This is a genomic window from Pseudonocardia terrae (assembly GCF_021343995.1).
Lineage (GTDB): Bacteria > Actinomycetota > Actinomycetes > Mycobacteriales > Pseudonocardiaceae > Pseudonocardia > Pseudonocardia terrae.
Genome location: NZ_JAJTTE010000022.1, coordinates 1 through 22,467, shown reverse-complemented (window position 1 = coordinate 22,467; position 22,467 = coordinate 1). Strand labels below are relative to the sequence as shown.

General features: G+C 74.9%; 20 protein-coding genes and 1 pseudogene. 20 read left to right on the top strand and 1 reads right to left on the bottom strand.

The annotated features are described in order from the left end of the window. Positions 1 to 3: 3 nt before the first annotated feature. From smc to LWC33_RS35615, 17 genes are all read left to right on the top strand, one after another. Complete coding sequence (gene smc, locus LWC33_RS16375) at positions 4 to 3,606, top strand: chromosome segregation protein SMC (protein ID WP_233305249.1); 3,603 nt, start codon at positions 4 to 6, stop codon at positions 3,604 to 3,606. Positions 3,607 to 3,684: 78 nt separating this feature from the next. Then, positions 3,685 to 6,216: a signal recognition particle-docking protein FtsY gene (ftsY, locus tag LWC33_RS36560; protein ID WP_233305248.1), complete on the top strand. Its 2,532-nt coding sequence runs from the start codon at positions 3,685 to 3,687 to the stop codon at positions 6,214 to 6,216. A 299-nt stretch (positions 6,217 to 6,515) separates the two neighbouring features. Beyond that, positions 6,516 to 7,871 (top strand): ammonium transporter, encoded by a 1,356-nt coding sequence (locus tag LWC33_RS16365; protein ID WP_233305337.1) that lies wholly within the window; start codon positions 6,516 to 6,518, stop codon positions 7,869 to 7,871. A gap of 3 nt (positions 7,872 to 7,874) precedes the next feature. Continuing rightward, entirely contained in the window at positions 7,875 to 8,213 is a 339-nt protein-coding gene (locus LWC33_RS16360) for a P-II family nitrogen regulator (RefSeq protein WP_233305247.1), read from the top strand. A gap of 176 nt (positions 8,214 to 8,389) precedes the next feature. Next, a complete protein-coding gene (locus LWC33_RS16355) occupies positions 8,390 to 8,584 on the top strand; it encodes a P-II family nitrogen regulator (RefSeq protein WP_233305246.1) in 195 nt (64 codons plus the stop codon). Between the two features lie 98 nt (positions 8,585 to 8,682). Continuing rightward, the gene (locus tag LWC33_RS16350; protein WP_233305336.1) at positions 8,683 to 11,103 is read left to right on the top strand and encodes a [protein-PII] uridylyltransferase; all 2,421 of its coding nucleotides are present in this window, start codon (positions 8,683 to 8,685) and stop codon (positions 11,101 to 11,103) included. 90 nt (positions 11,104 to 11,193) lie between these two features. Further along, positions 11,194 to 12,471 carry an ammonium transporter gene (locus tag LWC33_RS16345; protein ID WP_233305245.1) on the top strand — a complete coding sequence of 426 codons (1,278 nt, stop codon included), beginning with the start codon at positions 11,194 to 11,196 and terminating at the stop codon, positions 12,469 to 12,471. After that, positions 12,468 to 12,806, top strand: a complete 339-nt coding sequence (locus tag LWC33_RS16340) for a P-II family nitrogen regulator (protein ID WP_233305244.1) — start codon at positions 12,468 to 12,470, stop codon at positions 12,804 to 12,806. Before LWC33_RS16345 ends, LWC33_RS16340 begins: the two co-directional genes overlap by 4 nt. Positions 12,807 to 13,041: 235 nt before the next feature. Continuing rightward, positions 13,042 to 13,668 (top strand): P-loop nucleotide/nucleoside kinase family protein, encoded by a 627-nt coding sequence (locus LWC33_RS16335; RefSeq protein WP_233305243.1) that lies wholly within the window; start codon positions 13,042 to 13,044, stop codon positions 13,666 to 13,668. A 311-nt stretch (positions 13,669 to 13,979) separates the two neighbouring features. Further along, positions 13,980 to 15,563: a signal recognition particle protein gene (gene ffh / locus LWC33_RS16330; protein ID WP_233305242.1), complete on the top strand. Its 1,584-nt coding sequence runs from the start codon at positions 13,980 to 13,982 to the stop codon at positions 15,561 to 15,563. Further along, positions 15,563 to 16,630 (top strand): amidohydrolase family protein, encoded by a 1,068-nt coding sequence (locus tag LWC33_RS16325; protein ID WP_443719730.1) that lies wholly within the window; start codon positions 15,563 to 15,565, stop codon positions 16,628 to 16,630. The genes ffh and LWC33_RS16325 overlap by 1 nt, the downstream gene beginning before the upstream one ends. A gap of 60 nt (positions 16,631 to 16,690) precedes the next feature. Further along, positions 16,691 to 17,533, top strand: coding sequence for a CPBP family intramembrane glutamic endopeptidase (locus LWC33_RS16320; RefSeq protein WP_233305241.1), 843 nt, complete (start codon positions 16,691 to 16,693; stop codon positions 17,531 to 17,533). Positions 17,534 to 17,680: 147 nt separating this feature from the next. Further along, positions 17,681 to 18,127, top strand: coding sequence for a 30S ribosomal protein S16 (rpsP, locus tag LWC33_RS16315; RefSeq protein ID WP_233305240.1), 447 nt, complete (start codon positions 17,681 to 17,683; stop codon positions 18,125 to 18,127). After that, a complete protein-coding gene (locus LWC33_RS16310) occupies positions 18,124 to 18,363 on the top strand; it encodes an RNA-binding protein (protein ID WP_037046929.1) in 240 nt (79 codons plus the stop codon). The genes rpsP and LWC33_RS16310 overlap by 4 nt, the downstream gene beginning before the upstream one ends. Beyond that, positions 18,341 to 18,976, top strand: a complete 636-nt coding sequence (gene rimM, locus LWC33_RS16305; protein ID WP_233305239.1) for a ribosome maturation factor RimM — start codon at positions 18,341 to 18,343, stop codon at positions 18,974 to 18,976. The genes LWC33_RS16310 and rimM overlap by 23 nt, the downstream gene beginning before the upstream one ends. A gap of 112 nt (positions 18,977 to 19,088) precedes the next feature. Further along, complete coding sequence (locus tag LWC33_RS16300; protein ID WP_037046931.1) at positions 19,089 to 19,304, top strand: Lrp/AsnC family transcriptional regulator; 216 nt, start codon at positions 19,089 to 19,091, stop codon at positions 19,302 to 19,304. Positions 19,305 to 19,324: 20 nt separating this feature from the next. Further along, positions 19,325 to 19,891 (top strand): Clp protease N-terminal domain-containing protein, encoded by a 567-nt coding sequence (locus LWC33_RS35615; protein WP_305080870.1) that lies wholly within the window; start codon positions 19,325 to 19,327, stop codon positions 19,889 to 19,891. Here the strand turns inward: LWC33_RS35615 and LWC33_RS16285 are convergent, their stop codons facing one another. Next, entirely contained in the window at positions 19,892 to 20,629 is a 738-nt protein-coding gene (locus LWC33_RS16285; protein ID WP_233305238.1) for an MgtC/SapB family protein, read from the bottom strand. It abuts the gene before it with no gap. 32 nt (positions 20,630 to 20,661) lie between these two features. On the opposite strand from LWC33_RS16285, the gene trmD reads away from it, so the two are divergent. The 3 genes and pseudogenes from trmD to LWC33_RS16270 all read left to right on the top strand — a co-directional run. Continuing rightward, positions 20,662 to 21,414: a tRNA (guanosine(37)-N1)-methyltransferase TrmD gene (trmD, locus tag LWC33_RS16280; protein ID WP_233305237.1), complete on the top strand. Its 753-nt coding sequence runs from the start codon at positions 20,662 to 20,664 to the stop codon at positions 21,412 to 21,414. 164 nt (positions 21,415 to 21,578) lie between these two features. Then, complete coding sequence (gene rplS / locus LWC33_RS16275) at positions 21,579 to 21,938, top strand: 50S ribosomal protein L19 (protein WP_233305236.1); 360 nt, start codon at positions 21,579 to 21,581, stop codon at positions 21,936 to 21,938. A 44-nt stretch (positions 21,939 to 21,982) separates the two neighbouring features. Next, a pseudogene (locus LWC33_RS16270) lies at positions 21,983 to 22,467 on the top strand (hypothetical protein); the annotation flags it as partial.

Genomic DNA, 22,467 nt, shown 5'->3' with positions numbered 1-22,467 from the left:
GCCGTGCACCTCAAGAGCCTGACGCTGAAGGGCTTCAAGTCCTTCGCCTCGGCCACGACGCTGCGCCTGGAACCGGGGATCACCTGCGTGGTGGGGCCGAACGGCTCCGGCAAGTCCAACGTCGTCGACGCGATCTCCTGGGTGCTCGGCGAACAGGGGGCCAAGGCGCTGCGCGGCGGGAAGATGGAGGACGTGATCTTCGCCGGCACGTCCGGGCGGCAGCCGCTCGGGCGCGCGGAGGTCACGCTGACCATCGACAACTCCGACGGCGCCCTGCCGATCGAGTACTCCGAGGTCTCGATCACGCGCCGGATGTTCCGCGACGGGGCGGGCGAGTACGAGATCAACGGCAGCTCCTGCCGGCTGCTCGACATCCAGGAGCTGCTCTCGGACTCGGGCATCGGTCGGGAGATGCACGTCGTGGTCGGGCAGGGCCAGCTCGACGCGATCCTGCGGTCCAAGCCGGAGGAGCGGCGCGCCTACATCGAGGAGGCCGCCGGCGTCCTCAAGCACCGCAAGCGCAAGGAGAAGGCGCTCCGCAAGCTCGACGCGATGCAGGCCAACCTCACCCGGCTCACCGACCTCACCGCCGAACTGCGCCGCCAGCTCAAGCCGCTGGGCCGGCAGGCGGAGATCGCGCGCAAGGCGCAGCAGGTGCAGGCCGAGCTGCGCGACGCGCGGATCCGGCTCGCGGCGGACGACATCGTCACCCTGCGGGACGCGCTGGCCCGCGAGGAGGCCGACGAGCAGCAGGCCCGGCAGCGGCGGGCCGAGGTCGCCGAGCAGCTCGACGTCGCCCGCGCGCGGCAGGGGGAGCTGGAGGAGGCGCTGGCCGCCGACGCGCCGCGGCTGCAGCGGGCGCAGGACACCTGGTACTCCCTGTCGTCGCTGGCCGAGCGGTTGCGCGGCACCGTGCGGCTGGCCGAGGAGCGAGCCCGGCACCTGGCCTCCGACGCGGCCGAGCGCACCCCGGGCCGGGACCCGGACGAGCTCGACGCCGAGGCCGACCTCGTCGCCGAGCAGGAGGAGGAGCTGGTCGCGGCCGTGGTCGAGGCCCGGCAGCGGCTGGCCGAGGTGCTGGAGGAGCGCGCCGAGCACGAGCGCACCCTGCAGGCCGCCGAACGCGCCCACATGGCGGCCGTCCGGGCGATCGCGGACCGCAAGGCGGGCCTCGCGACGCTCGCGGGCAAGGCCGAGGCGCTGCGCAGCGGCGCGGCCGCCACGGCCGAGGAGATCGAGCGGCTGTCCGAGGCACTCGGCGAGGCCGAGGCCCGGATCGTCGCCGCGGCCGAGGAGCTGGAGGCCGCGCGCGAGGAGCTCGGCGTGCTCGACGAGGCCGACTCGGGCGAGCTGGCCGCGCGGGTGGAGTCCGCCGCCGAGGCGCAGGAGTCGGCGGCGGAGCGGGTGCGCGAGCTGGTCGCCCGGGAGCGCGAGCTGGAGCAGCAGCGGGCGCACTGGCGGGCGCGGGTCGACGCGCTGTCCGTCGGTCTCGCCCGCAAGGACGGCAGCGGTGCACTGCTGTCCGGGGAGCGGGACGGGGTCCTCGGCGCCGTCGCGGAGCTGGTGGAGGTCGAGCCCGCGGCCCGGACCGCGGTCGCCGCCGTGCTCGGCGAGCTGGCCGGGGGGGTCGCGGTGGAGTCCGCCGGCGCTGCGGTCGAGGCGCTGCGGGAGCTGCGGTCGGGCAACCACGGGTCCGCGACGCTGCTGGTGGGCGGAGGAGCGGGCGGCGCCGGCGCGGGGCTCGTCGAGGTCTCCGCGGCCCGGTCCGGCGGCGGCCACGGGGCCGCGCCCGTCGGGCGGTGGGCGGTGGATGCCGTGCGCGCCCCGGCGCCGCTGGCGCCCGCCGTCGCGTCGCTGCTCGAGCGCGTCGTGCTGGTCGGATCCCTCGACGAGGCCCGGACCGGGGCGGAGGCCGGCCTCGTTGCCGTCACGCCCGAGGGGGACGTGCTGGAGGCCTTCCGGGCGCGCGGCGGCTCGGGCGGCGGGTCCAGCGCGCTGGAGGTGCAGGCCGCCGTCGACGAGGCCGTCGCCGCCCGGGACGCGAACGACGCCGAGCTCGCCCGCCTGCGCCCCGCCCTCGACGGCGCGCGGGCGGAGGAGGCCGCCCGCAAGGCCGACGTCGACGCCGCCACCGCCGAGCGCCGGGCCGCCGAGCAGCGGCGTGCGGCCGCGGGCAACCAGCTCGGGCGGCTGGAGCAGGTCGTCCGGTCCGCCGAGCAGGAGGCCCAGCGGCTGCGCCAGCGGCGGGACGCCGTGGAGGCCCGCCGGTCGGAGTCGCTGCTCGCGCTGGAGGCGGCGGAGCAGCAGCTGCTGGTCGCCGAGGGCGAGCCGGTCGACGACGAGCCGGACACCGAGGTCCGCGACACCGCCGCCGAGCGGCTGGCCGAGGCCCGGTCCGAGGAGGTGGAGTGCCGGCTCGCGCTGCGCACCGCCGAGGAGCGGGCCCGGGCGATCGCCGGCAAGGCGGACTCGCTGCGCCGGCAGGCGTCGTCGGAACGGCAGGCCCGGGCGCGCGCGGAGGCCGCGCGACGCGAGCGGGAGCGCAGCGCCGCCGTCGCGGACCTTGTGGTCGGGGCCGGGGCCCGAGCGTTGGAACGGATCGAGGTGTCCCTGGCCTCCGCCGCCGCCGAGCGGGACGAGGTCGCCGCGGCCCGCGCCGAGCGAGAGGCCGCGCTGACCGAGGCCCGCGCCACCACCGGACGGCTGTCCGGGCTGCTCGACAAGCTGGTCGACGCGGTGCACCGGGACGAGGTGGCCCGCGCCCAGTCCCGGCTGCGGCTCGAGCAGCTCACCGAGAAGGCGCTGGCCGACCACGGCATCGCCGTCGACGACCTGATCGCCGAGTACGGGCCGTCGGTCGGGGTGCCGCCGTCGCCGGCCGAGGTCGCGGAGTACGAGGCGGCGAAGGAGCGCGGCGAGGACGTCGTCGCCCCGCCGGCCATGCCCTACGACCGCGCCGCGCAGGAACGCCGCGCGAAGCGCGCCGAGAAGGACCTGGCCCTGCTCGGCAAGGTCAACCCGCTCGCGCTGGAGGAGTTCGCGGCGCTGGAGGAGCGCTACACCTTCCTCTCCACCCAGCTGGAGGACCTCAAGAACACCCGCCGCGACCTGCTCACCGTGGTCCGTGAGGTCGACGACAAGATCCTCGAGGTCTTCACGCAGGCGTACGAGGACGTGGCGCGGGAGTTCGAGACCGTCTTCGCCACGCTCTTCCCCGGCGGCGACGGTCGACTGGTGCTCACCGACCCCTCGGACATGCTGACCACCGGCATCGAGGTGGAGGCCCGCCCGCCGGGCAAGAAGGTCAAGCGGCTGTCGCTGCTCTCCGGCGGGGAGCGCTCGCTGACCGCGATGGCGCTGCTGGTCGCGATCTTCCGGGCCCGGCCGTCGCCCTTCTACGTGCTCGACGAGATCGAGGCCGCCCTCGACGACGCCAACCTCCGCCGGCTCATCTCGCTGATGGAGGAGCTGCGGGCCACCTCGCAGCTCATCGTCATCACGCACCAGAAGCCGACCATGGAGGTCGCCGACGCCCTCTACGGCGTCTCGATGCGCGGCGACGGCATCACGACGGTCATCTCGCAGCGGCTGCGGCCGGCCTCCTGAGCGCCCCCTGAGCGGCGCCGCCGGGCGGTTCGCCGACCGCGGCCGGTGGGGTCGGGCGGCTCGTGACAGGCTGGGGGTGTGACGACGCAGACCCTCTGGATCATCGTGGTCGTGATCGCGGTGGTCGTGCTGATCGCCCTGGTCGCCGGCCTCACGATCAGCCGCAGACGCAGGATCAGCCTGCGCGAGCCCGAGGAGCTAGAGACCCCGCCCGGCGAGGAGAAGCCCAGGCAGGGCAACACCTACAAGGCCAGCGGGGGCTTCGACTTCTCCGCCGGCAGCGGGGCCGGGACCGGCACGCCGACGCTGCCCCCGCGCGCGGAGCCCGGACCCGACCTGCTGCCCCCCGCGCGGGAGCGGGAGCCCGAGCCGCGGCGCCGAGGCGGTGCCGCGGCGGCAGCTGGGGGAGCCGCGCTGGCCGGAGGGGCTGCCGCCGCAGCCGCCGCCTCGGCGCCTGCGAAGGAGAAGGAGAAGGCGCCCGAGGAGGCGCCGGAGCGCCCGTCCGCGGACGGGGGCGCTGCGACCGCGGCGCCGACCGCTCCGTCCGCCCCGGCGGCGCCGACCGCCCCGTCCGTCCCGGCGGCGCCGACCGCCCCGTCTGCCCCGGCGGCGCCGACCGCCCCGTCTGCCCCGGCTGCGCCGACCGCCCCGGCTGCGCCGACCGCCCCGGCTGCGCCGACCGCGCCGACTGCGCCGACTGCACCGACCGCACCCGACGAGGCGCAGCAGGAGGCACCCGAGACCGCGGCCCCGGACACGGCTGCGGGGACCGCCGCGCCGCCCGCACCGCCTGCGCCGACCACGCCGACCGAGGCCGCGCCGACCACCCCGCCAGCGCCGACCATCCCGACCGAGGCCGCGCCGACCACCCCACCTGCGTCGACCGTGCCGACCGGGACCGCGCCGACGGACACCGCCCCGCCCGTCGCGCCGCCGGCCGCCCCGGCCGAGGAGGAGGCGCCGGCCGACCGCGCCGCGACCGCGGAGCCCGCTGCCGCGACCGCGGAGCCCGCTGCGCCGTCCGCGCCCACACCGCCCACGGAGCGGCCGCCCGGCGACGAGCTCACCGGCACCGCCGACGACGTCCGCACGCCGCCCCGCGGCCTCCCCACGGGAGGCACCGCGACCGAGGCGCGCACCCCGCCGGACGGCATCCCCGCCGTCACGGCCCCGGACACCGCCACCCCGCCGAAGGGCATCCCGACCGCCGCGGCGCCCACCGCCCCGGCACCCGAGGCCCCGACCCCTGGGGCTCCGGCGACGGAGGCCCCGACGACCGAGGCGCCGCTCGAGGTCCGCGCCCCCGAGGCTCCGACCCCCGAGGCCCCCGCGACCGAGAGCCCGACTTCTCCGGCCGCCACCGGCGCCGCAGCCGCGGCCGCCGCCGCAGCCGCCGCTTCGGCCGCTGCTCCGACGGCCCCACCCGCGGAGCGCCCCACCGAGGCCCCACCCGCGGAGCGCACCACCGAGGCCCCGCCCGCGGAGCGCACCACGGAAGCCCCGCCCGCGCAGCGCACCACTGAGGCCCCGCCCGCGAAGCGCACCGCGCCCACCACGGCGCCGACCACTGCGCCCACCGCCGACGCCCCGCCGGCTCCGCCCGCCGCGACCGCGCCGGCACCCACGGCCCCGTCCACCACGCCGTCGACCGCACCGTCGACCGCGCCGCCCACCCCCACCGAGGAGATCGCCCCCGCGGAGGGCCGCCTCGAGCGGCTGCGCGGCAACCTCTCCCGCTCCCGCTCCGCGTTCGGCCAGAGCCTGCTCGGCCTGCTCGGCGGCGGCGAGCTCGACGAGGAGTCGTGGGAGGACGTCGAGGCCACCCTCCTGCAGGCCGACCTGGGCCCGGAGATGACCGTCGAGCTCGTCGAGACCCTGCGCGACGAGCTCGCCCGCCGCGCCGTCCGCACCCCGGACCAGGCCCGCCAGCTGCTCCGCGACGTCCTCACCGAGGCCCTCGAGACCGACGCGAACCGCTCGATCCGCGCGCTGCCGCACGACGGGCGCCCGGGCGTCCTGCTCGTCGTCGGCGTCAACGGCACGGGCAAGACGACCACCACCGGCAAGCTGGCCCGCGTTCTGGTCGCGGGCGGCCGGCACGTCGTCCTGGGCGCGGCGGACACCTTCCGCGCCGCCGCCGCCGAGCAGCTGACGACGTGGGGCGAGCGGGCCGGTGCCGCCGTCGTCCGCGGTCCCGAGGGGGCCGACCCGGCCGCGGTCGCGTTCGACGCGGTCAAGCGCGGCACCGCGGACGGCGCCGACGCCGTCATCCTCGACACCGCGGGCCGGCTGCACACCAAGACCGGCCTGATGGACGAGCTGGGCAAGGTCAAGCGCGTCGTCGAGCGGCAGGCCGAGGTGGACGAGGTGATCCTCGTCCTCGACGCCACGACCGGCCAGAACGGCCTGATCCAGGCCCGCGTGTTCGGCGAGGTCGTCAAGGTCACCGGCATCGCGCTGACCAAGCTCGACGGCACGGCGAAGGGCGGCATCGTCTTCCGCGTGCAGCGCGAGCTCGGCGTGCCGGTGAAGCTCGTGGGCCTCGGCGAGGGCCCGGACGACCTGGCCCCGTTCGAGCCGAAGGCCTTCGTCGACGCCCTCCTGGGCTGATCCCCCGGCTCCCGGCGACCCGGGCGACCCGCGCCGGGGATGATCACGATCGGTGACGTCCCCGGCGCGAAGGGCACGCGAGGGCCCCGTCGTCGTCACGCTGCGCGTACGAACCGCCACGGCCAGGATCAGAAACCTGGATGTAACCCGCACCGGCCCGGGGTTCATCCCCCGGAAACACAGTGCGATCTCCCCGGAAACATCCCGCTCCGATTATTCCGGCATCTGCCGCACCGAGGGTGCGGACACGAACGGGAGGGAGATCCGTGGACGCGTTCAACAGCGGCGATACCGCGTGGATGCTCGCCAGCACCGCGCTGGTGCTGTTCATGACGCCTGGGCTCGCGTTCTTCTACGGCGGCATGGTCCGTAGCAAGAGCGTCCTCAACATGATGATGATGAGCCTGTCCTCGATGGGCCTCATCGGCGTCCTGTGGGTGCTCTACGGCTACTCGACGGCGTTCGGCAACGACGTCGGCGGCGGGCTGCTCGGCAACCCGACCGAGGCCTGGGGCCTCAAGGGCCTGTTCGTGGGGTCGTACTCCTCGAGCGTCGCCGACTCCTCGTACGTCCTCTCCGGGTCGATCCCGGCGCTGGCGTTCGTCGGCTTCCAGGCCACGTTCGCGATCATCACCGTCGCCCTGATCTCCGGCGCGGTGGCCGACCGCATGAAGTTCGGCGCGTGGCTGCTCTTCGCCGGCATCTGGGCCACCATCGTCTACTTCCCGGTCGCACACTGGGTCTTCGCGTTCGACTCCAGCAACGGCTCGGTCCTCGGTGGCTGGATCGCCAACTCCCTCAAGGCGATCGACTTCGCCGGTGGCACCGCGGTCCACATCAACGCCGGTATCGCGGCCCTGGCGCTCGCGATCGTCGTCGGCAAGCGCCGCGGCTGGCCGCGCGAGCCCATGCGCCCGCACAACCTGACGCTGGTCATGCTCGGCGCCGGCATCCTGTGGTTCGGCTGGTTCGGCTTCAACGCCGGTTCGGCCCTCGGCGCCAACGGCACCGCCGCGTTCGCCATGGTCAACACGATCGTCGCCACCTGTGCCGCGATGCTCGCCTGGCTGCTCGTCGAGCGGATCCGCGACGGCAAGGCCACCAGCCTCGGCGCCGCCTCCGGTGTCGTCGCCGGCCTGGTCGCGATCACCCCGGCCTGCTCGTCGGTCTCGCCGATGGGCGCGATCGCGCTGGGCGCCATCACCTCGGCCCTGTGCGCCCTGGCCGTCGGCCTGAAGTTCCGCTTCGGCTACGACGACTCGCTCGACGTCGTCGGCGTCCACCTCGTCGGTGGTCTGGCCGGCACCATCCTGATCGGCTTCTTCGCCGACCCGGGTTCCCCGGCGGGCGTCGCGGGCCTGTTCTACGGCGGCGGGTTCGACCAGCTGTGGCGCCAGATCGTCGGCGCCCTCGCGGTGCTCGTCTACTCGGGCGTCCTGACCTTCGTCATCGCGCTGGTCGTCAAGGCGGTCTTCCGCGGCAGGATCCGGATCAGCCCCGAGGACGAGGCGACCGGCATCGACGAGACCGAGCACGCCGAGACCGCCTACGACTTCTCCAGCCACCGACTGGCCGGGGTCGTCGCGGGCACCCCGCGTCCGGACGCCGCCACCCCGCAGGCGGTCGCGCACGTCGCCGCAGGCAAGGAGAGCTGAGCCGTGAAGCTGATCACCGCCATCGTCAAGCCGTTCGTGCTGGAGGACGTCAAGGCCGCCCTCGAGCAGATCGGGGTCCTCGGGATGACCGTCTCCGAGGTCCAGGGCTACGGCCGGCAGAAGGGCCACACCGAGGTCTACCGGGGTGCGGAGTACTCCGTGGACTTCGTGCCGAAGGTCCGGGTGGAGGTCGTCGCGGACGACGCCCTCGCGGACAAGGTGGTCGACGCGGTCGTCGAGGCCGCGCGCACCGGCAAGATCGGCGACGGCAAGGTCTGGGTCGCCCCGGTCGACACCGTGATCCGGGTCCGCACCGGCGAGCGCGGGAACGACGCGGTCTGACGGAGCGCCGACGGCACTCGCCCGATCGGGCGGGGCCCGTCGTGCCAGGGGGCACGGCGGGCCTCCGGCGTCTCGCGACGAGGTCTGGTTCCTCCCGTCCCGTCCCCTTCGTGGGCCCGGGCGGGTGCCGTCGGTCCGACCGACCCACCACCGATCGGAGAACCGGGATGATGCGCGTGCGCGCGAACGCCACCCCCTTCACGCCCGACGACGTGCGGGCCCGCCCCGACCGGCTGGCCGTGGCCGGGACGACCGTCGTCGAGGCGACCGGCCCGCAGCGGGGACGGACCGGGGCCCACCGCGGCGCCGACCGCCGGAGGGAGTTCGTGCCGACGGTGCGGACCGGGGAGCGGGGCCCGGACGCGCGGTGAGGCTCGTGGCGGTGGCACCGGGGGTCGGGGACGCCCCAGGCAGGGTGGAACGGAGCCGGCCGCACGCCGGCGAGAACGAGGGCGAGTCGGTGACGGCAGTGGGATCAGGTCGGGGATCGAGTCCGGGATCAGGGGCGGGACCGGCCGCCGGCTCGGCGGAGGACCTCGTCCGCGCGAAGGCCGTGCTGCTGGACCGCCAGAACGGGCGGCGGCGGCTGGCCCCCGACGCATTGCGGACGGCGCTGGTCGACCTGCACGACTTCTGGCTGTCGTCGCGGTCTGCGGCGATCGGCATCACGGACCGCGCGGCGCTGGTCGCGGTCGGGGCGCTCGGGCGGCGCGAGCTCGCCCCGTACTCCGACCTCGACCTCGTGCTGCTGCACGACGGGCGCAAGGACGTCGACCGGCTCGCCGAGCAGCTCTGGTACCCGCTGTGGGACGCCGGCATCGGGCTCGACCACTCCGTCCGCACGCCGGGCCAGGCGGTCCAAGTGGCGGCGACCGACCTGCGGGCCGCCTACGGGCTGCTCGAGCTGCGGCACATCGCCGGCGACGCGGCGCTGTCGGAGAAGGTCAAGCAGGCGGTCCGGCAGGCGTGGCGGGCCGGCATGCGCAACCGCTTCGACGAGATCGCCGACTCCGCCCGGGAGCGCTGGGCCAAGGTCGGCGACGTCGCGCACCGCATCGAGCCCGACCTCAAGTCCGGGCACGGCGGGCTGCGCGACGTCCAGCTCCTCGACCATCTGGCCGCCGCCCAGCTGGTCGACCGGCCCTCCGGCGAGGTCACCGAGGCCCGGATGCTGCTGCTCGACGTGCGCACCGAGCTGCACCGGATCGCCGGCCGCACGCGCGACGTGCTGCGCGCCCAGGACGCCGACGAGATCGCCGCGACCCTCGAGCTCGGCGACCGCTTCGACCTGGCCCGGGCGGTCTCCGGGGCGGCGCGGGCCGTCGCCTTCTCCGCCGAGGTCGGGCTGCGGGCCGCCAGGGCCGCGCTGCCGCGTCGCGGGCTCGCCGCGCTGCGCCGCGCGCCCGTGCGGCGCCCGCTCGACTCCGGGGTCGTCGAGCACGCGGGAGAGGTCACCCTCGCCCGCGACGCCGCCGCCCACCGCGATCCCGCCCTCGTGCTGCGTGTCGCCGCCACGGCCGCGCGCACCGGGCTGCCGATCGCCGCCGGCACCCTGCACCGGCTGGCCGAGACGGCCCCCGAGCTGCGCGAACCCTGGCCCCGGGCCGCCCTCGGCGAGCTGCTGTCCCTGCTCGGCACGGGCGAGGGCATGATCGACGTGATCGAGGCGCTGGACCGGACCGGGCTGTGGGGCCGGCTGTTCCCCGAGTGGGGCGCGGTGCGCGACCTGCCGCCGCGGGACCGGGCGCACATGTGGACCGTCGACCGGCACCTCGTGGAGACCTGCGCGCAGGCCGCCACGCTGACCACTCGCGTCTCGCGCCCGGACCTGTTGCTGGTCGGGGCCCTGCTGCACGACATCGGCAAGGGCCGCGGCGGCGATCACTCCGAGGTGGGGGAGTCGCTCGCGCTGCAGATCGGGCGACGGCTCGGCTTCGGCGAACACGACGTCGAGACGCTCGGCGCGATGGTCCGCCACCACCTGCTCCTGCCGCACACCGCGACCCGCCGCGACCTCGACGACGCGGCCACGCTCGCCCGGATCGTCGAGACGCTCGGCGGGAACCCGCTGCTGCTCGACCTGCTCGACGCCCTGGCCGAGGCCGACTCGCTGGCCACCGGGCCCGGGGTGTGGAGCCCGTGGAAACGCGCGCTCGTCCGGGACCTCAGCGGGCGGGTCCGCGCGCTGATGATCGGCGAGCCGCCGCCGGAGCCGGTCCGGATCGCCGACACCGCTGAGCAGGCCGCGGCCGAGGTGGTCGCCGGCGTCGAGAAGGAGGGGAAGCCGCAGCTGCGGCTGATCTCCGAGCACGACCTGGCCACCGTCGTGATCGGGGCCCCGGACCGCCCGGGGGTGTTGTCCGCCGCCGCCGGTGTGCTGGCGCTGCACTCGCTGGTGGTGCACGCGGCCTCGGTCACGACCGAGGGCCCGGTCGCCGTGTCGAGCTTCGCGGTGTCGCCGCGCTTCGGCGGCCTGCCCGACCCGGCCGTCGTGCGGCACGACCTCGGCCGGGTCCTCGACGGCAGCCTCGGGCTCGCCGAGGCGCTGGCCCGCAAGGAGCGCGACTACGCCCCGACCACCGAGGCCGTCGAGCGGACCGTCCCGCCCCGCGTGCTGTGGTTCGACGACGAGGCGACCGGCGCCGTCGTCGTCGAGCTGCGGGGGCAGGACCGGATCGGGCTGCTGCACCGCGTCGCCGGCGCGCTGGAGGAGTCCGGGCTCGACATCCGGTGGGCCCGGGTGGCGACGCTCGGCGCGTCGGTCGTCGACTCGTTCGGGGTGTCCGGCCACGGCCCCGACGGGCAGGTGCCCCGGACCGACCGGCGGCGCATCGAGCAGGCGGTGCTCGCCGCGGCGGGAAAGGCGCGCGCAACCTCCCCGAAACGCTGAGCCGCGGTCCCTTCATGCCCTCGTAACGCCACGAAACCTCGCGGAAACACGGGGTGCAGATCATGCACCGGGCCGACGGCGAGGAGCGTGATGGACACCGGGAACACGGCGTACGTGCTGGGCTGCGCGGCGCTGGTCATGTTGATGACGCCGGGTCTGGCGTTCTTCTACGGCGGCATGGTCCGCGCCAGCAGCGTGCTCAACATGATGATGATGTCGCTGGTCAGCCTGGGCGTGATCGGGCTGGTGTGGGTGCTGTTCGGGTTCTCGCTGGTGTTCGGCGACTCGCACGCCGGGCTGATCGGCGGGTTCGAGTTCGCGGGGCTGCGCCAGGTCCACGTCGTGGTCGGCGGGGTGCCGGTGCAGGCCTTCGCGATGTTCGAGCTGATGTTCGCGGTGATCACCGGGGCGCTGCTGTCCGGAGCCATCGCCGACCGGGCGCGCTTCTGGCCGTGGACGCTCTTCGTGGCCGGCTGGACCCTCGTCGTCTACGTGCCGCTCGCGCACTGGATCTTCGCCGTGAACGGCGCGGTCTCCGAGAAGGGCGGCTGGCTCGCCAACACCCTGCACGCCCTGGACTTCGCCGGCGGGACCGCCGTGGAGGTCAACTCGGGGGCCTCGGCACTGGCCCTCGCGCTGGTGCTGGGGAAGCGGCGGGGCTGGCCGCACGAGCCGATGCGCCCGCACAACCTGCCGTTCGTGCTGCTGGGCGCGGGCCTGCTGTGGTTCGGCTGGTTCGGCTTCAACGCCGGGTCCGCCCTGGCCGCCGGGGCGGTGGCGAGCAACGCCTTCGTCACGACCATGACCGCGGCCGCCGCCGCGGTCGTCGCGTGGCTGGCGCTCGAGCACCGGCTCGACGGCCGGCCCACCAGCCTCGGCGGCGCGTCCGCCGCCGTCGCGGGGCTGGTGGGCATCACGCCGGCCTGCGGGTACGTCGACACCTTCGGCGCGCTGCTGATCGGGGTCGCGGCGGGCGTGGTCTGCCAGCTGGCGATCCGGCTCAAGTACCGGCTGGGCTACGACGACTCGCTCGACGTCGTCGCCATCCACGGGGTCGGCGGCATGGTCGGGCTCTTCCTCACCGGCCTCGTCGCGACCGACGCGGTGAACCCGGCCGGCCGGAACGGGTTGTTCTACGGCGGGGGGTTCGGTCTGCTCGGCTCGCAGGTGGTCGCGATCATGGTCGCGGCAGGATGGGCCTTCGTCGGCAGCGCGGTGCTCGCCTGGCTGGTCCGGCGGACCGTCGGGTTCCGGGTGCCGGAGCACGTCGAGACCGCCGGGATCGACGAGGCCGAGCACGCCGAGAGCGCCTACGAGTACTCGCCGCTGCGCACCCGCGGCTCGGGACCGGAGAGGAACTGGACATGAAGCTGGTGACGGGGATCGTCAAGCCGTTCGCGCTCGGCGACGTCAAGGAGGCGCTCGAGCAGCTCGGGGTCCTGGGCATGACCGTGACCGAGGTGCAGGGCTTCGGCCGGCAGAAGGGCCACACCGAGGTCTACCGGGGCGCGGAGTACGCCGTCGACTTCGTGCCCAAGATCCGGGTCGAGGTCGTGGTCGACGACGCGATCGCCGACCGGGTCGTCGACGCCCTGGTCGGCGCCGCCCGCACCGGCAAGATCGGCGACGGCAAGGTGTGGGTCACCCCGGTCGAGACGATCGTCCGCGTCCGCACCGGCGAGCGCGGCGTCGACGCCCTGTAACCACCCCCTCCCGCGAGTCCGCGAGTCGCGCTGTGGGTTTCCGCGAGTCGCGCTGTGGGCTTCTGCGAGTCGGGAGCGTGTGCAGCGGGAGTCGCGAGTTCTGTCCCTGCGAGTCGGCGGTTCCGGGCGGCCGAACGTGTGCGATCCCCGGCGGGCCGTGGGCCGGGAACCTGTGGTGTGGCTGTGGAGAACCGGGCGGGCGGAACGAACCGGCGGAACCGGACGTTGGGTGCCCATGACCCTCGCGACCGTGCCTGGCGACACCCCGCCCCGCCCGCTGCCGCTCCCGTCGGGCCCCGGGCTCGCCGCGGGAGGTGCCCCCGCGCCGACGCGACTGGTGGTGCCGGGCCGCGCGTTGGTGCTGGTCGCGGGCGTGCCGGGAGCCGGCAAGAGCACGCTCCTGCGGCGCCTGCCGCGGCGGCCGGGGGTGCGGGTGCTCGACTCCGAGACCCACCGTGACCTGCTGACCCGCGTCCTGCCCGGCGTGCCGTATCCCCGGATCCGCGCCCTGGTGCACCTCCTGCACCGCGCCGCCGCGGTGCTCGTGGCGACGGGGCCTGCGCGCGTCGTCGTCGTCCATCTGCCGGCGACCTCGCCCCGGCTCCGGCGTCTGGTCCGCGGGCTGGCCCGGCTCACCGGCCGTGCGGCGTACCTCGTCTGGATCGACGCGGCGCCCGAGGAGGCGCTGCGCGGGCAGACCGACCGCGGTCGCGTCATCCAGAGCCGGTCCTTCGCCCGGCACGTCCGCCGGGCCGACGGCGTCGCCGCCGGGATCCGTGCGGGCACCTTGGGGGAGCCGTGGGCGCGGACGATCTCGCTCGACCGGCCCACCGCGGCCCGCGGGCTCGCCGTGACTCCCTGAATCGCACATTCGCCGCTCGGGACTGCCGAGTCACGGGGATGGAACTCGCGACTCGCGTTACCGAAGCTCCCGACTCGCGTTACCGAAGCTCCCGACTCGCGTTACCGAAGGTTCCGACTCGCGATACCGGAACTCGCGACTCGCGTTGCCGAAGCTCGCGACTCGCGGGGGGCCAGGGCCCGACTCGCGGGGGTCAGGGCCCGACTCGCGGGGGTCAGGGCCCGACTCGAGGGTCCCGGGCGCGACTCGCGGGAACCGGGGCCGGAGCAGGGGTCTGCGTTCACCACCGGCGGCCACGTAGACTCGCTGGGGTGTTCGACACCCTGAGCGACCGCCTCTCCGGAGCGCTGCGCGACCTGCGCGGCAAGGGCCGGTTGTCCGACGCCGACATCGACACCACGGCGCGCGAGATCCGCATCGCGCTGCTCGAGGCCGACGTCGCGCTGCCGGTCGTGCGGTCCTTCATCGCCCGGATCAAGGAGCGGGCGAAGGGCGTCGAGGTCTCCCAGGCGCTGAACCCGGCGCAGCAGGTCGTCAAGATCGTCAACGAGGAGCTCATCGGGATCCTCGGCGGCGAGACCCGCCGCATCGCGCTGGCCAAGGAGCCGCCGAGCGTCGTCATGCTCGCCGGTCTCCAGGGTTCCGGTAAGACGACCCTCGCCGGCAAGCTGGCCCGCCACCTCAAGGACCAGGGCCACACCCCGCTGCTGGTCGCCTGCGACCTCCAGCGGCCCAACGCCGTGAACCAGCTGCAGATCGTCGGCGAGCGCGCCGGGGTGCCGACCTTCGCGCCGCATCCGGGCGCGTCAGCGACCGGTGATCAGACACAGCCGGGCGGCGCGCAGCGCGACGGCGTCGGCGACCCCGTCGACGTCGCGCGCCGCGGTGTGGCCTTCGCCCGCGAGAAGCAGTACGACATCGTCATCGTCGACACCGCGGGCCGCCTGGGTGTCGACGCCGAGCTGATGCAGCAGGCCAGCGACATCAAGGCCGCGGTGCAGCCGAACGAGACCCTGTTCGTGGTCGACGCGATGATCGGTCAGGACGCGGTGGCCACGGCCGAGGCGTTCCGGGACGGCGTGGGCTTCTCCGGGGTCGTGCTCACCAAGCTCGACGGCGACGCCCGCGGTGGTGCCGCGCTGTCGGTCCGCGAGGTCACCGGCCAGCCGATCCTGTTCGCGTCGAACGGCGAGAAGCTCGAGGACTTCGACGTCTTCCACCCGGACCGGATGGCCAGCCGGATCCTGGGCATGGGTGACCTGCTCACCCTGATCGAGCAGGCCGAGCGGGTCTTCGACGAGGAGCAGTCGCAGAAGGCCGCCCAGAAGATCTCCACGGGTGAGCTCACCCTGGAGGACTTCCTCGAGCAGATGCTCGCCATCCGCAAGATGGGCCCGATCGGGAACATCCTGAACATGCTCCCCGGCGCCAACTCGGCGCAGATGAAGGAAGCGCTCGCCCAGGTCGACGACCGGCAGCTGGACAAACTGCAGGCGATCATCCGCGGCATGACGCCGGCCGAGCGGGCCGACCCGAAGATCATCAACGGTTCGCGGCGGCTGCGCATCGCGAACGGCTCGGGCGTCACCGTCTCGGACGTGAACGACCTGGTCAACCGCTTCTTCGAGGCCCGCAAGCAGATGAAGATGATGGCGGGCCAGTTCGGGTTCGGGGGCGGCCGCTCGGCCACCCGCAAGCAGGCGAAGAACAAGCGCAAGGCCAAGCAGGCCAAGAAGAGCAACCGGCCGAACCGCCAGCCCGCCGGGGCGAACCCGTTCGGCGCCGACCTCTCGCAGCTGCCGCCCAGCCTGCAGCAGATGCCGCCCGGCCTCGACCAGCTCCCGCCCGGCTTCGACCCCTCGAAGCTGAACTTCGGGAACAAGAAGGGCAAGTAGTGCTGCACCTGCGCGGCACCGTCCTGCCGGACGGTGGCACGGACCTGTACGTCGACGACGCCGGCCGGGTCAGCGCGGAGCCCCTGCCCGGCGCCGAGACGGTCGACGCGCCGTTCATCCTCCCCGGGCTGGTCGACGCCCACTGCCACGTCGGCATCGCCACCGGTGGCGCACCCGCCGACCTCGCGGAGTGCGAGCAGCAGGCGATCACCGAGCGCGGGGCGGGCGCACTGCTGCTGCGGGACTGCGGCTCGCCCACGGACACCACGCCGCTGCGCGGTCGCGAGGACCTCCCGGAGATCATCCGCGCCGCGCGGCACCTCGCCCGGCCCAAGCGGTACATCCCCGGCCTGTCGATCGACCTCGACGATCCGGCCCTGCTGCCCGAGGTCGTCGCCGAGCAGGCCGCCGCGGGCGACGGCTGGGTGAAGCTCGTCGGGGACTGGATCGACCGGGGGATGGGCGCCGACGCCGACCTCGCCCCGCTCTGGTCCGACGAGGTGCTGAAGGCCGCGATCGACGCCGCGCACGCCGCCGGCGCCCGCGTCACCGCGCACGTCTTCGGCACCGAGGCCCTGCACGGGCTGATCGGCGCCGGGATCGACTGCATCGAGCACGGCACCGGCCTCACGGACGAGCTCATCGCCGAGATGACCGCCCGCGGGACCGCGCTGGTGCCCACACTGATCAACGTCGACACCTTCCCCGGGATCGCCGACAAGGCCGCCAAGTACCCCGCCTACGCCGAGCACATGCGCGAGCTGCACCGCACCGCCCGGGACACGATCGGGCGGGCGATCGACGCCGGCGTCCCCGTCTTCGCCGGGACCGACGCCGGGGGCGGCATCCGGCACGGCCGGATCGCCGACGAGGTCGAGGCGCTCCGGCAGGCCGGCCACCCCGACCCCGTGGGCGCCGCGTCCTGGACCGCCCGCCGCTGGCTGGGACGGCCGGGGCTCGAGCCGGGCGCACCGGCGGACCTGGTCGTGTACCGGGAGGACCCGCGGCGGAACCCGGCGGTCCTGCGTGACCCGGCGCTGGTCCTGCTCCGCGGGCAGCGGTACTGACCGGGGGATCCCGCACCCGGTGGGCGGCCGCGCGCGGTCCCGGCGGGTAGCGTCGTGATCGTGGGCCAGCCCGACTCGACCCCGGACCCGCCGTCCGCCCCGCCGCCGACCGGCCCGTTCCCGTCCGCGCCGCCGCAGGAGCTGCCCCAGTACGCGCAGCCGCAGGGCCCGGCGGGGGCGCCGGAGCCGCCGGTCGTCCTGGACCCGCCCCCGCACCGCTGGGGGATCGGGGCGTACGTCCTGGTCGAGGTCCTGTTCCTCGGCTCGTCGTTCCTCATCGCCGCCCTGCTGGCCGGTCGTGGGGGCCCGTCGGTCGCCGCGGTGATCCTCGGGTTGTCGGTGCCGACCCTGCTGGCCGCCGGGACGGCGCTGCTCGTCACCCGGGTGCGCGGCAACGGCCCGCGGATCGACCTGGGGCTGCGCGGGAGCGCCCGGGACATCGGCGCCGGCCTGCTGTGGGGCCTCGGCGGCCTCGTCGTGAGCGTGCCGGCCTCGCTGGTCTACGTGGCGATCGTCGGGCCGGACAACGCGACCACGGCCGTCGGTCAGGCGTTCGACGGCATCCGGGTCGGCTGGCCGGTCGCGCTCGGGGTGTTCGTGCTGGTCGCGTTCGTGGCACCGGTGTGCGAGGAGATCGTCTACCGCGGGCTGCTCTGGGGCGCGGTCACCAAGCACGGGGCGAACCGCTGGGTGGCCTTCGCCATCACCACGCTGCTGTTCGCGATGGCCCACTTCGAGCTGACCCGCACGCCGTTGCTGCTGGTCGTGGCGCTGCCGATCGGGCTGGCCCGGGCCTTCACCGGGCGGCTGCCGGCGAGCATCGTGGCGCACCAGGTCAACAACCTGCTGCCGGCGCTCGGACTGGCCCTCGCGCTGACCGGAGGGGTGCCCGCGTCGCTGTAGGCGTCTGGCAGAATAGTGCGTCAGGTCCGTGGCCGGCCCTCTACCGATGCCGCGGCCGGGAGCAGTCGAGTGAGCGAGCCGTACCCCCACGCGGTCCTGCGCTGACTCACGAGCAGCACACACGATCCGCGAGGAGCACCGAGAAGCGTGGCCGTCAAGATCAAGCTGATGCGTCTGGGCAAGATCCGTCAGCCGTACTACCGCGTCGTCGTCGCCGACTCGCGCACCCGCCGCAGCGGGCGCGCCATCGAGACGATCGGCAAGTACCACCCGAAGAACGAGCCGAGCCTCATCGAGATCGACTCGGAGCGCGCGCAGTACTGGCTGGGTGTCGGCGCGCTGCCGACCGAGCCGGTGCAGCACCTGCTCGAGATCACCGGTGACTGGCAGAAGTTCAACGGTCTGCCGGGCGCCGAGGGCACCCTGAAGCCGCAGCCGGAGAAGGTGGACAAGCTGGCGCGCTTCAACGCCGCGCTCGCCGCCGCCGGCGAGGAGCCCACCACCGAGGCCACCACGCCGAAGAAGAAGGCCGCCAAGGCCGAGAAGGCCGACGAGGCCCCCAAGGCCGACGAGGCTGAGTCGACCGAGTCGTGAGCGTGCTGGCGGACGCCCTGGAGCACCTGGTCCGGGGCATCGTCGACCACCCGGACGAGGTCCGGGTGGACCTCGTCACGAACCGCCGGGGCCGGACCCTGGAGGTCCGGGTGCACCCCGAGGACCTGGGCAAGGTCATCGGTCGCGGCGGGCGTACCGCCACCGCGCTGCGCACCGTGATGGGGGGCATCGGCGGACGGGGTGTGCGGGTCGATGTCGTCGACACCGACCGGTAGGACACCTGCGGGGGTCCCGCGGCGGGCGTCGGCGGGCATCCGTAGACCGGCCGCGCCGGCCCCTCGGGCCACGGCCGGTCCCGGGGGCGGGGACGTCCTCGTCGGGATCGTCGCGAAGGTCCACGGCCTGCGCGGTGAGCTGGCCGTCGAGGTGCGCACGGACTCACCGGAGGAGCGCTTCGCCGCGGGCTCCGTGCTGCGGGCCCGGCGGCGGGACGCCCCGGACGCGACGCTGACCGTGGAGAGCAGCCGACCCCACTCCGGGCGGCTGCTCGTCCGCTTCCGCGAGGCGCCGGACCGCACGGGGGCGGAGGAGCTGCGCGGCGCGCAGCTACTGGTGCCGACCGCCGAGCTGGCCCCGCCGGAGGACCCGGAGGAGTTCCACGTCCACCAGCTCGAGGGTCTGCGCGCCGAGCTGTCCGACGGCACCGTGATCGGGACCGTCCGCGAGGTCGTCCTCGGTCCGGGTGGCGACCTGCTGGCCGTCGCCCGCGAGGGCCGGCCCGACGCGCTGGTCCCCTTCGTCGCCGAGATCGTCCCGACGATCGACCTCGAGGGCGGACGCGTGGTCGTCGCGCCGCCCGAGGGCCTGTTGGACCTCGACACCCCCTGACCTGCGCCTGATCCGACCCGAGAGGCCCCGTCGCACCGCGGCGGGGCCCTTCTCGCCCCGCTATCGTCAACCAAAGTTGACGAAGTGCGCGCCGTCAACGTAGGTTGACGGCATGACAGATGCGACGGCGGTGGCCGCGGCGGCGTCCAGCAAGGACCCGCACGTCGGCCTGGCGGCGGTGGCGGCGCTCCGGGCGCTGCAGGAGTCGCTCGAGGAGCTGCAGGTGGGCAACGCGCGGGCCCAGGGCTGGTCCTGGGCGCAGATCGCGGGGGTGCTGCAGGTGAGCAAGCAGGCGGTGCACAAGAAGTACCGGCGGCTCGGGTACTAGGACGCTGGAGGGAGACGACGATGTTCGAACGGTTCACGCAGGCGGCCCGGCGCGCGGTGGTGCTGGCCCAGGAGGACGCGCGCGAGCGCAGGCAGGCGCAGATCCGCACCGAGAATTTGCTCCTCGGCCTCTACGACGCGCCCGCGACGCCGGAGTCGACGGCCGCGGAGCTGCTGCGCCGGGCGGGTGTGGAGCGGGCCGACCTGGCTGGGGAGATCACGCGGCTCCCGCGTGCGGAGAGGACCCTCGACGCGGAGAAGCTGGCCCTGCTGGGCATCGACCTCGACGAGGTGCGTCGGCAGGCGGAGGAGACCTTCGGGCCGGGCGCGCTCGACCGGACCCGGGCCGGCAAGCAGCGGCGGATGTTCGGCCACATCCCGTTCGACGACGCCTCGAAGAAGGCGCTGGAGCTGTCGCTGCGCGAGGCGCTGCGGCTGAAGCACAAGGAGATCGGCAGCGAGCACGTGCTCCTCGGCCTGCTCCACGCCGAGGGCGGGGCGCGGGAGCTGCTCGCGGCCCGTGGCGTCACGCTCGACGACATGCGTACGGCGGTCGAGGAGCTCGGCCGCGGCGAGGCGAGTGGCTGATCACTCCTCCTCGTCGAAGGTGTCCTCGTAGCCGGTGCGGGCCGAGCGGACGCCCTCGACCTCGGCGAGCGCGGTGGCCAGTCCGGCGAGATCGCCCCGGCCCGTGAGCTGCAGGGTCACGGCGGCGAGCCGGTCGCCGTCGTCGCTCACGGTCTCCCGCTCGATCGCGAGGTCCTGCACGGCCCAGCCCTGCTGCGTGCACTGGTGCAGGACCGTGCGGAGGATGCCGTGGCCGTCGGCGTATCGGAGCCGCAGCACCGGGGGGTCGCGGCGGTGCCGCTGGGTCGCCCGCGCCAGGGGCAGCAGGCCGCGGGTGACCACGAAGTGCCCGGCGGTGGCGGCCACGGCCAGCACCGGCAGGCCGGCGCCGCAGGCCATGCCGATGCCGGCGGCGAGCCAGACGGTGGCCGCCGTCGTCAGGCCGCGGACGACGTCCTGCCGGACGAAGATCAGCCCACCGCCGATGAACCCGATGCCGGACACGATCTGGGCGCCGATCCGGGACGGGTCGAGGGCGACGTGCGAGGTGTTCAGCAGGTCGGCGAACCCGTACTTGGAGACCAGCATGAACACCGCCGCGCCGACCCCGACCAGGGTGTGCGTGCGCAGGCCCGCGCTCTTCGCGCCGGCCTCGCGTTCCAGTCCGATCACCGTGGTGAGGATCAGCGCGAGCAGCACCGGCAGGACCAGCGACCACTGCCCGCCGGAGGACCACAGCGAGGACAGGCCGGTGGGCACCTCGCCACCTCCCCTTTGGCAGGATCCGCCCGGTGCGGATCGACGTCGTGACCATCTTCCCGGGCTACCTTGCCCCGCTGCGCGAGGCGCTGCTGGGTCGGGCGGTGGAGAAGGGCCTGATGGACGTCCGGGTGCACGATCTGCGGCACTGGACGCACGACGTCCACCAGGCCGTCGACGACGCTCCCTACGGCGGCGGGCCCGGCATGGTGATGAAGCCGCAGGTCTGGGGCGAGGCGCTCGACGAGGTGCTGGGCGACGGGTCCGCGCGGCTGGTGGTGCCGACGCCCGCCGGCCGGCCGTTCACGCAGGCGACCGCCCGGGCCTGGGCGGGGGAGGAGCGGCTGGTGTTCGCCTGCGGCCGCTACGAGGGTATCGACCAGCGCGTCGTCGACCACTACGCGGCCCGGATGCCCGTCGACGAGGTCAGCATCGGCGACTACGTGCTGGTCGGCGGCGAGGCGGCGGTCCTGGTGATGGTCGAGGCCGTCGCCCGGCTGCTGCCGGGAGTGCTGGGCAACCCGCGCTCGGCGGCCGAGGACTCCTTCTCCGACGGCCTGCTCGAGGGCCCCTCCTACACCCGGCCCGAGGTGTGGCGGGACCTGCCGGTCCCGGCCGTGCTGCGCAGCGGCAACCACGCCGCCGTCGACCGGTGGCGGCGCGACCGCGCCCTCGAGCGGACGGCCGGGCGGCGGCCCGACCTGCTGGCCGCGCTGCCCGAGGGGGCCCTGGACGCGGCCGACCGCACGGTGCTCGATACCCTGGACGCAGCGGAGCGGGGCTGACCGGCCCCACCGGTGTCACCCGCCCGGAACCCGTCTGGCACTATGGACGGGTTGCCACGGGCCGACGCACGTGTGTCGGCGCCTCCCATCGGGGACTGGTGCCCCTGCCCGAGCCCTGGCACGCACGCTTGCACGACGAACATTGGACGAGGACGGACCCCGCGATGAACACCCTGGACGACCTGGACGCACAGATCCTGCGCTCCGACATCCCCAGCTTCCGGCCGGGTGACACGCTCAAGGTGCACGTGAAGGTCATCGAGGGCAGCCGCTCCCGGGTCCAGGTGTTCCAGGGCGTCGTCATCCGTCGCCAGGGCGCCGGGGCCCGCGAGACCTTCACGGTCCGCAAGGTGTCGTTCGGCGTGGGCGTCGAGCGCACCTTCCCGGTGCACACCCCGAACATCGAGAAGATCGAGGTCGCGACGCGGGGTGACGTGCGTCGCGCCAAGCTCTACTACCTCCGTGACCTGCGCGGCAAGGCCGCCAAGATCAAGGAGAAGCGCGAGACCCCGACCGCGTCCTGAGCCCGTCACCCCTTCGAGACGCGGCCCTGACGTAGCCTCATCACGTGGCGTCACCCGAGCTCCCCGACGACCGCCGCGCCCCGTCGCGGCGGTACGGGCCCACGGATCCGTCCGACCCCCGGTCGGGCGGAGGTGCCCCCGTCGGTGAGGTCCCCGCGCGCCACGTGCCCGGCACCGGGCCCGCCGGCGGCCCGTTCCCGGGGCCGCAGGGTGGGTTCGACGGGCGCGGGCCGGGCGGCCACGCGGAGCCGAACGGGCACGGTCCCGCCGGCACCGGCTCCGGTCCTCCCGGGCAGGTCAACGGGCACGGCCCGGGCTCTCCGAACGGGTACGGCCCGCAGCAGGTGAGCCCGCAGGCCCCGCAGAACGGGCACGCGCCGCGCGCCGCGCAGGCGCCCCCGAACGGGCACGGACCGCAGTTCCCGGGCACAGGGCCGCACGGCGGCCCGCCGAACGGCCGGTCGGGCCCGCCCTCGCACGGCACCAACGGGGAGCGGCCCTTCCGCCCCACCGGCCCGCCGCCCGGGCC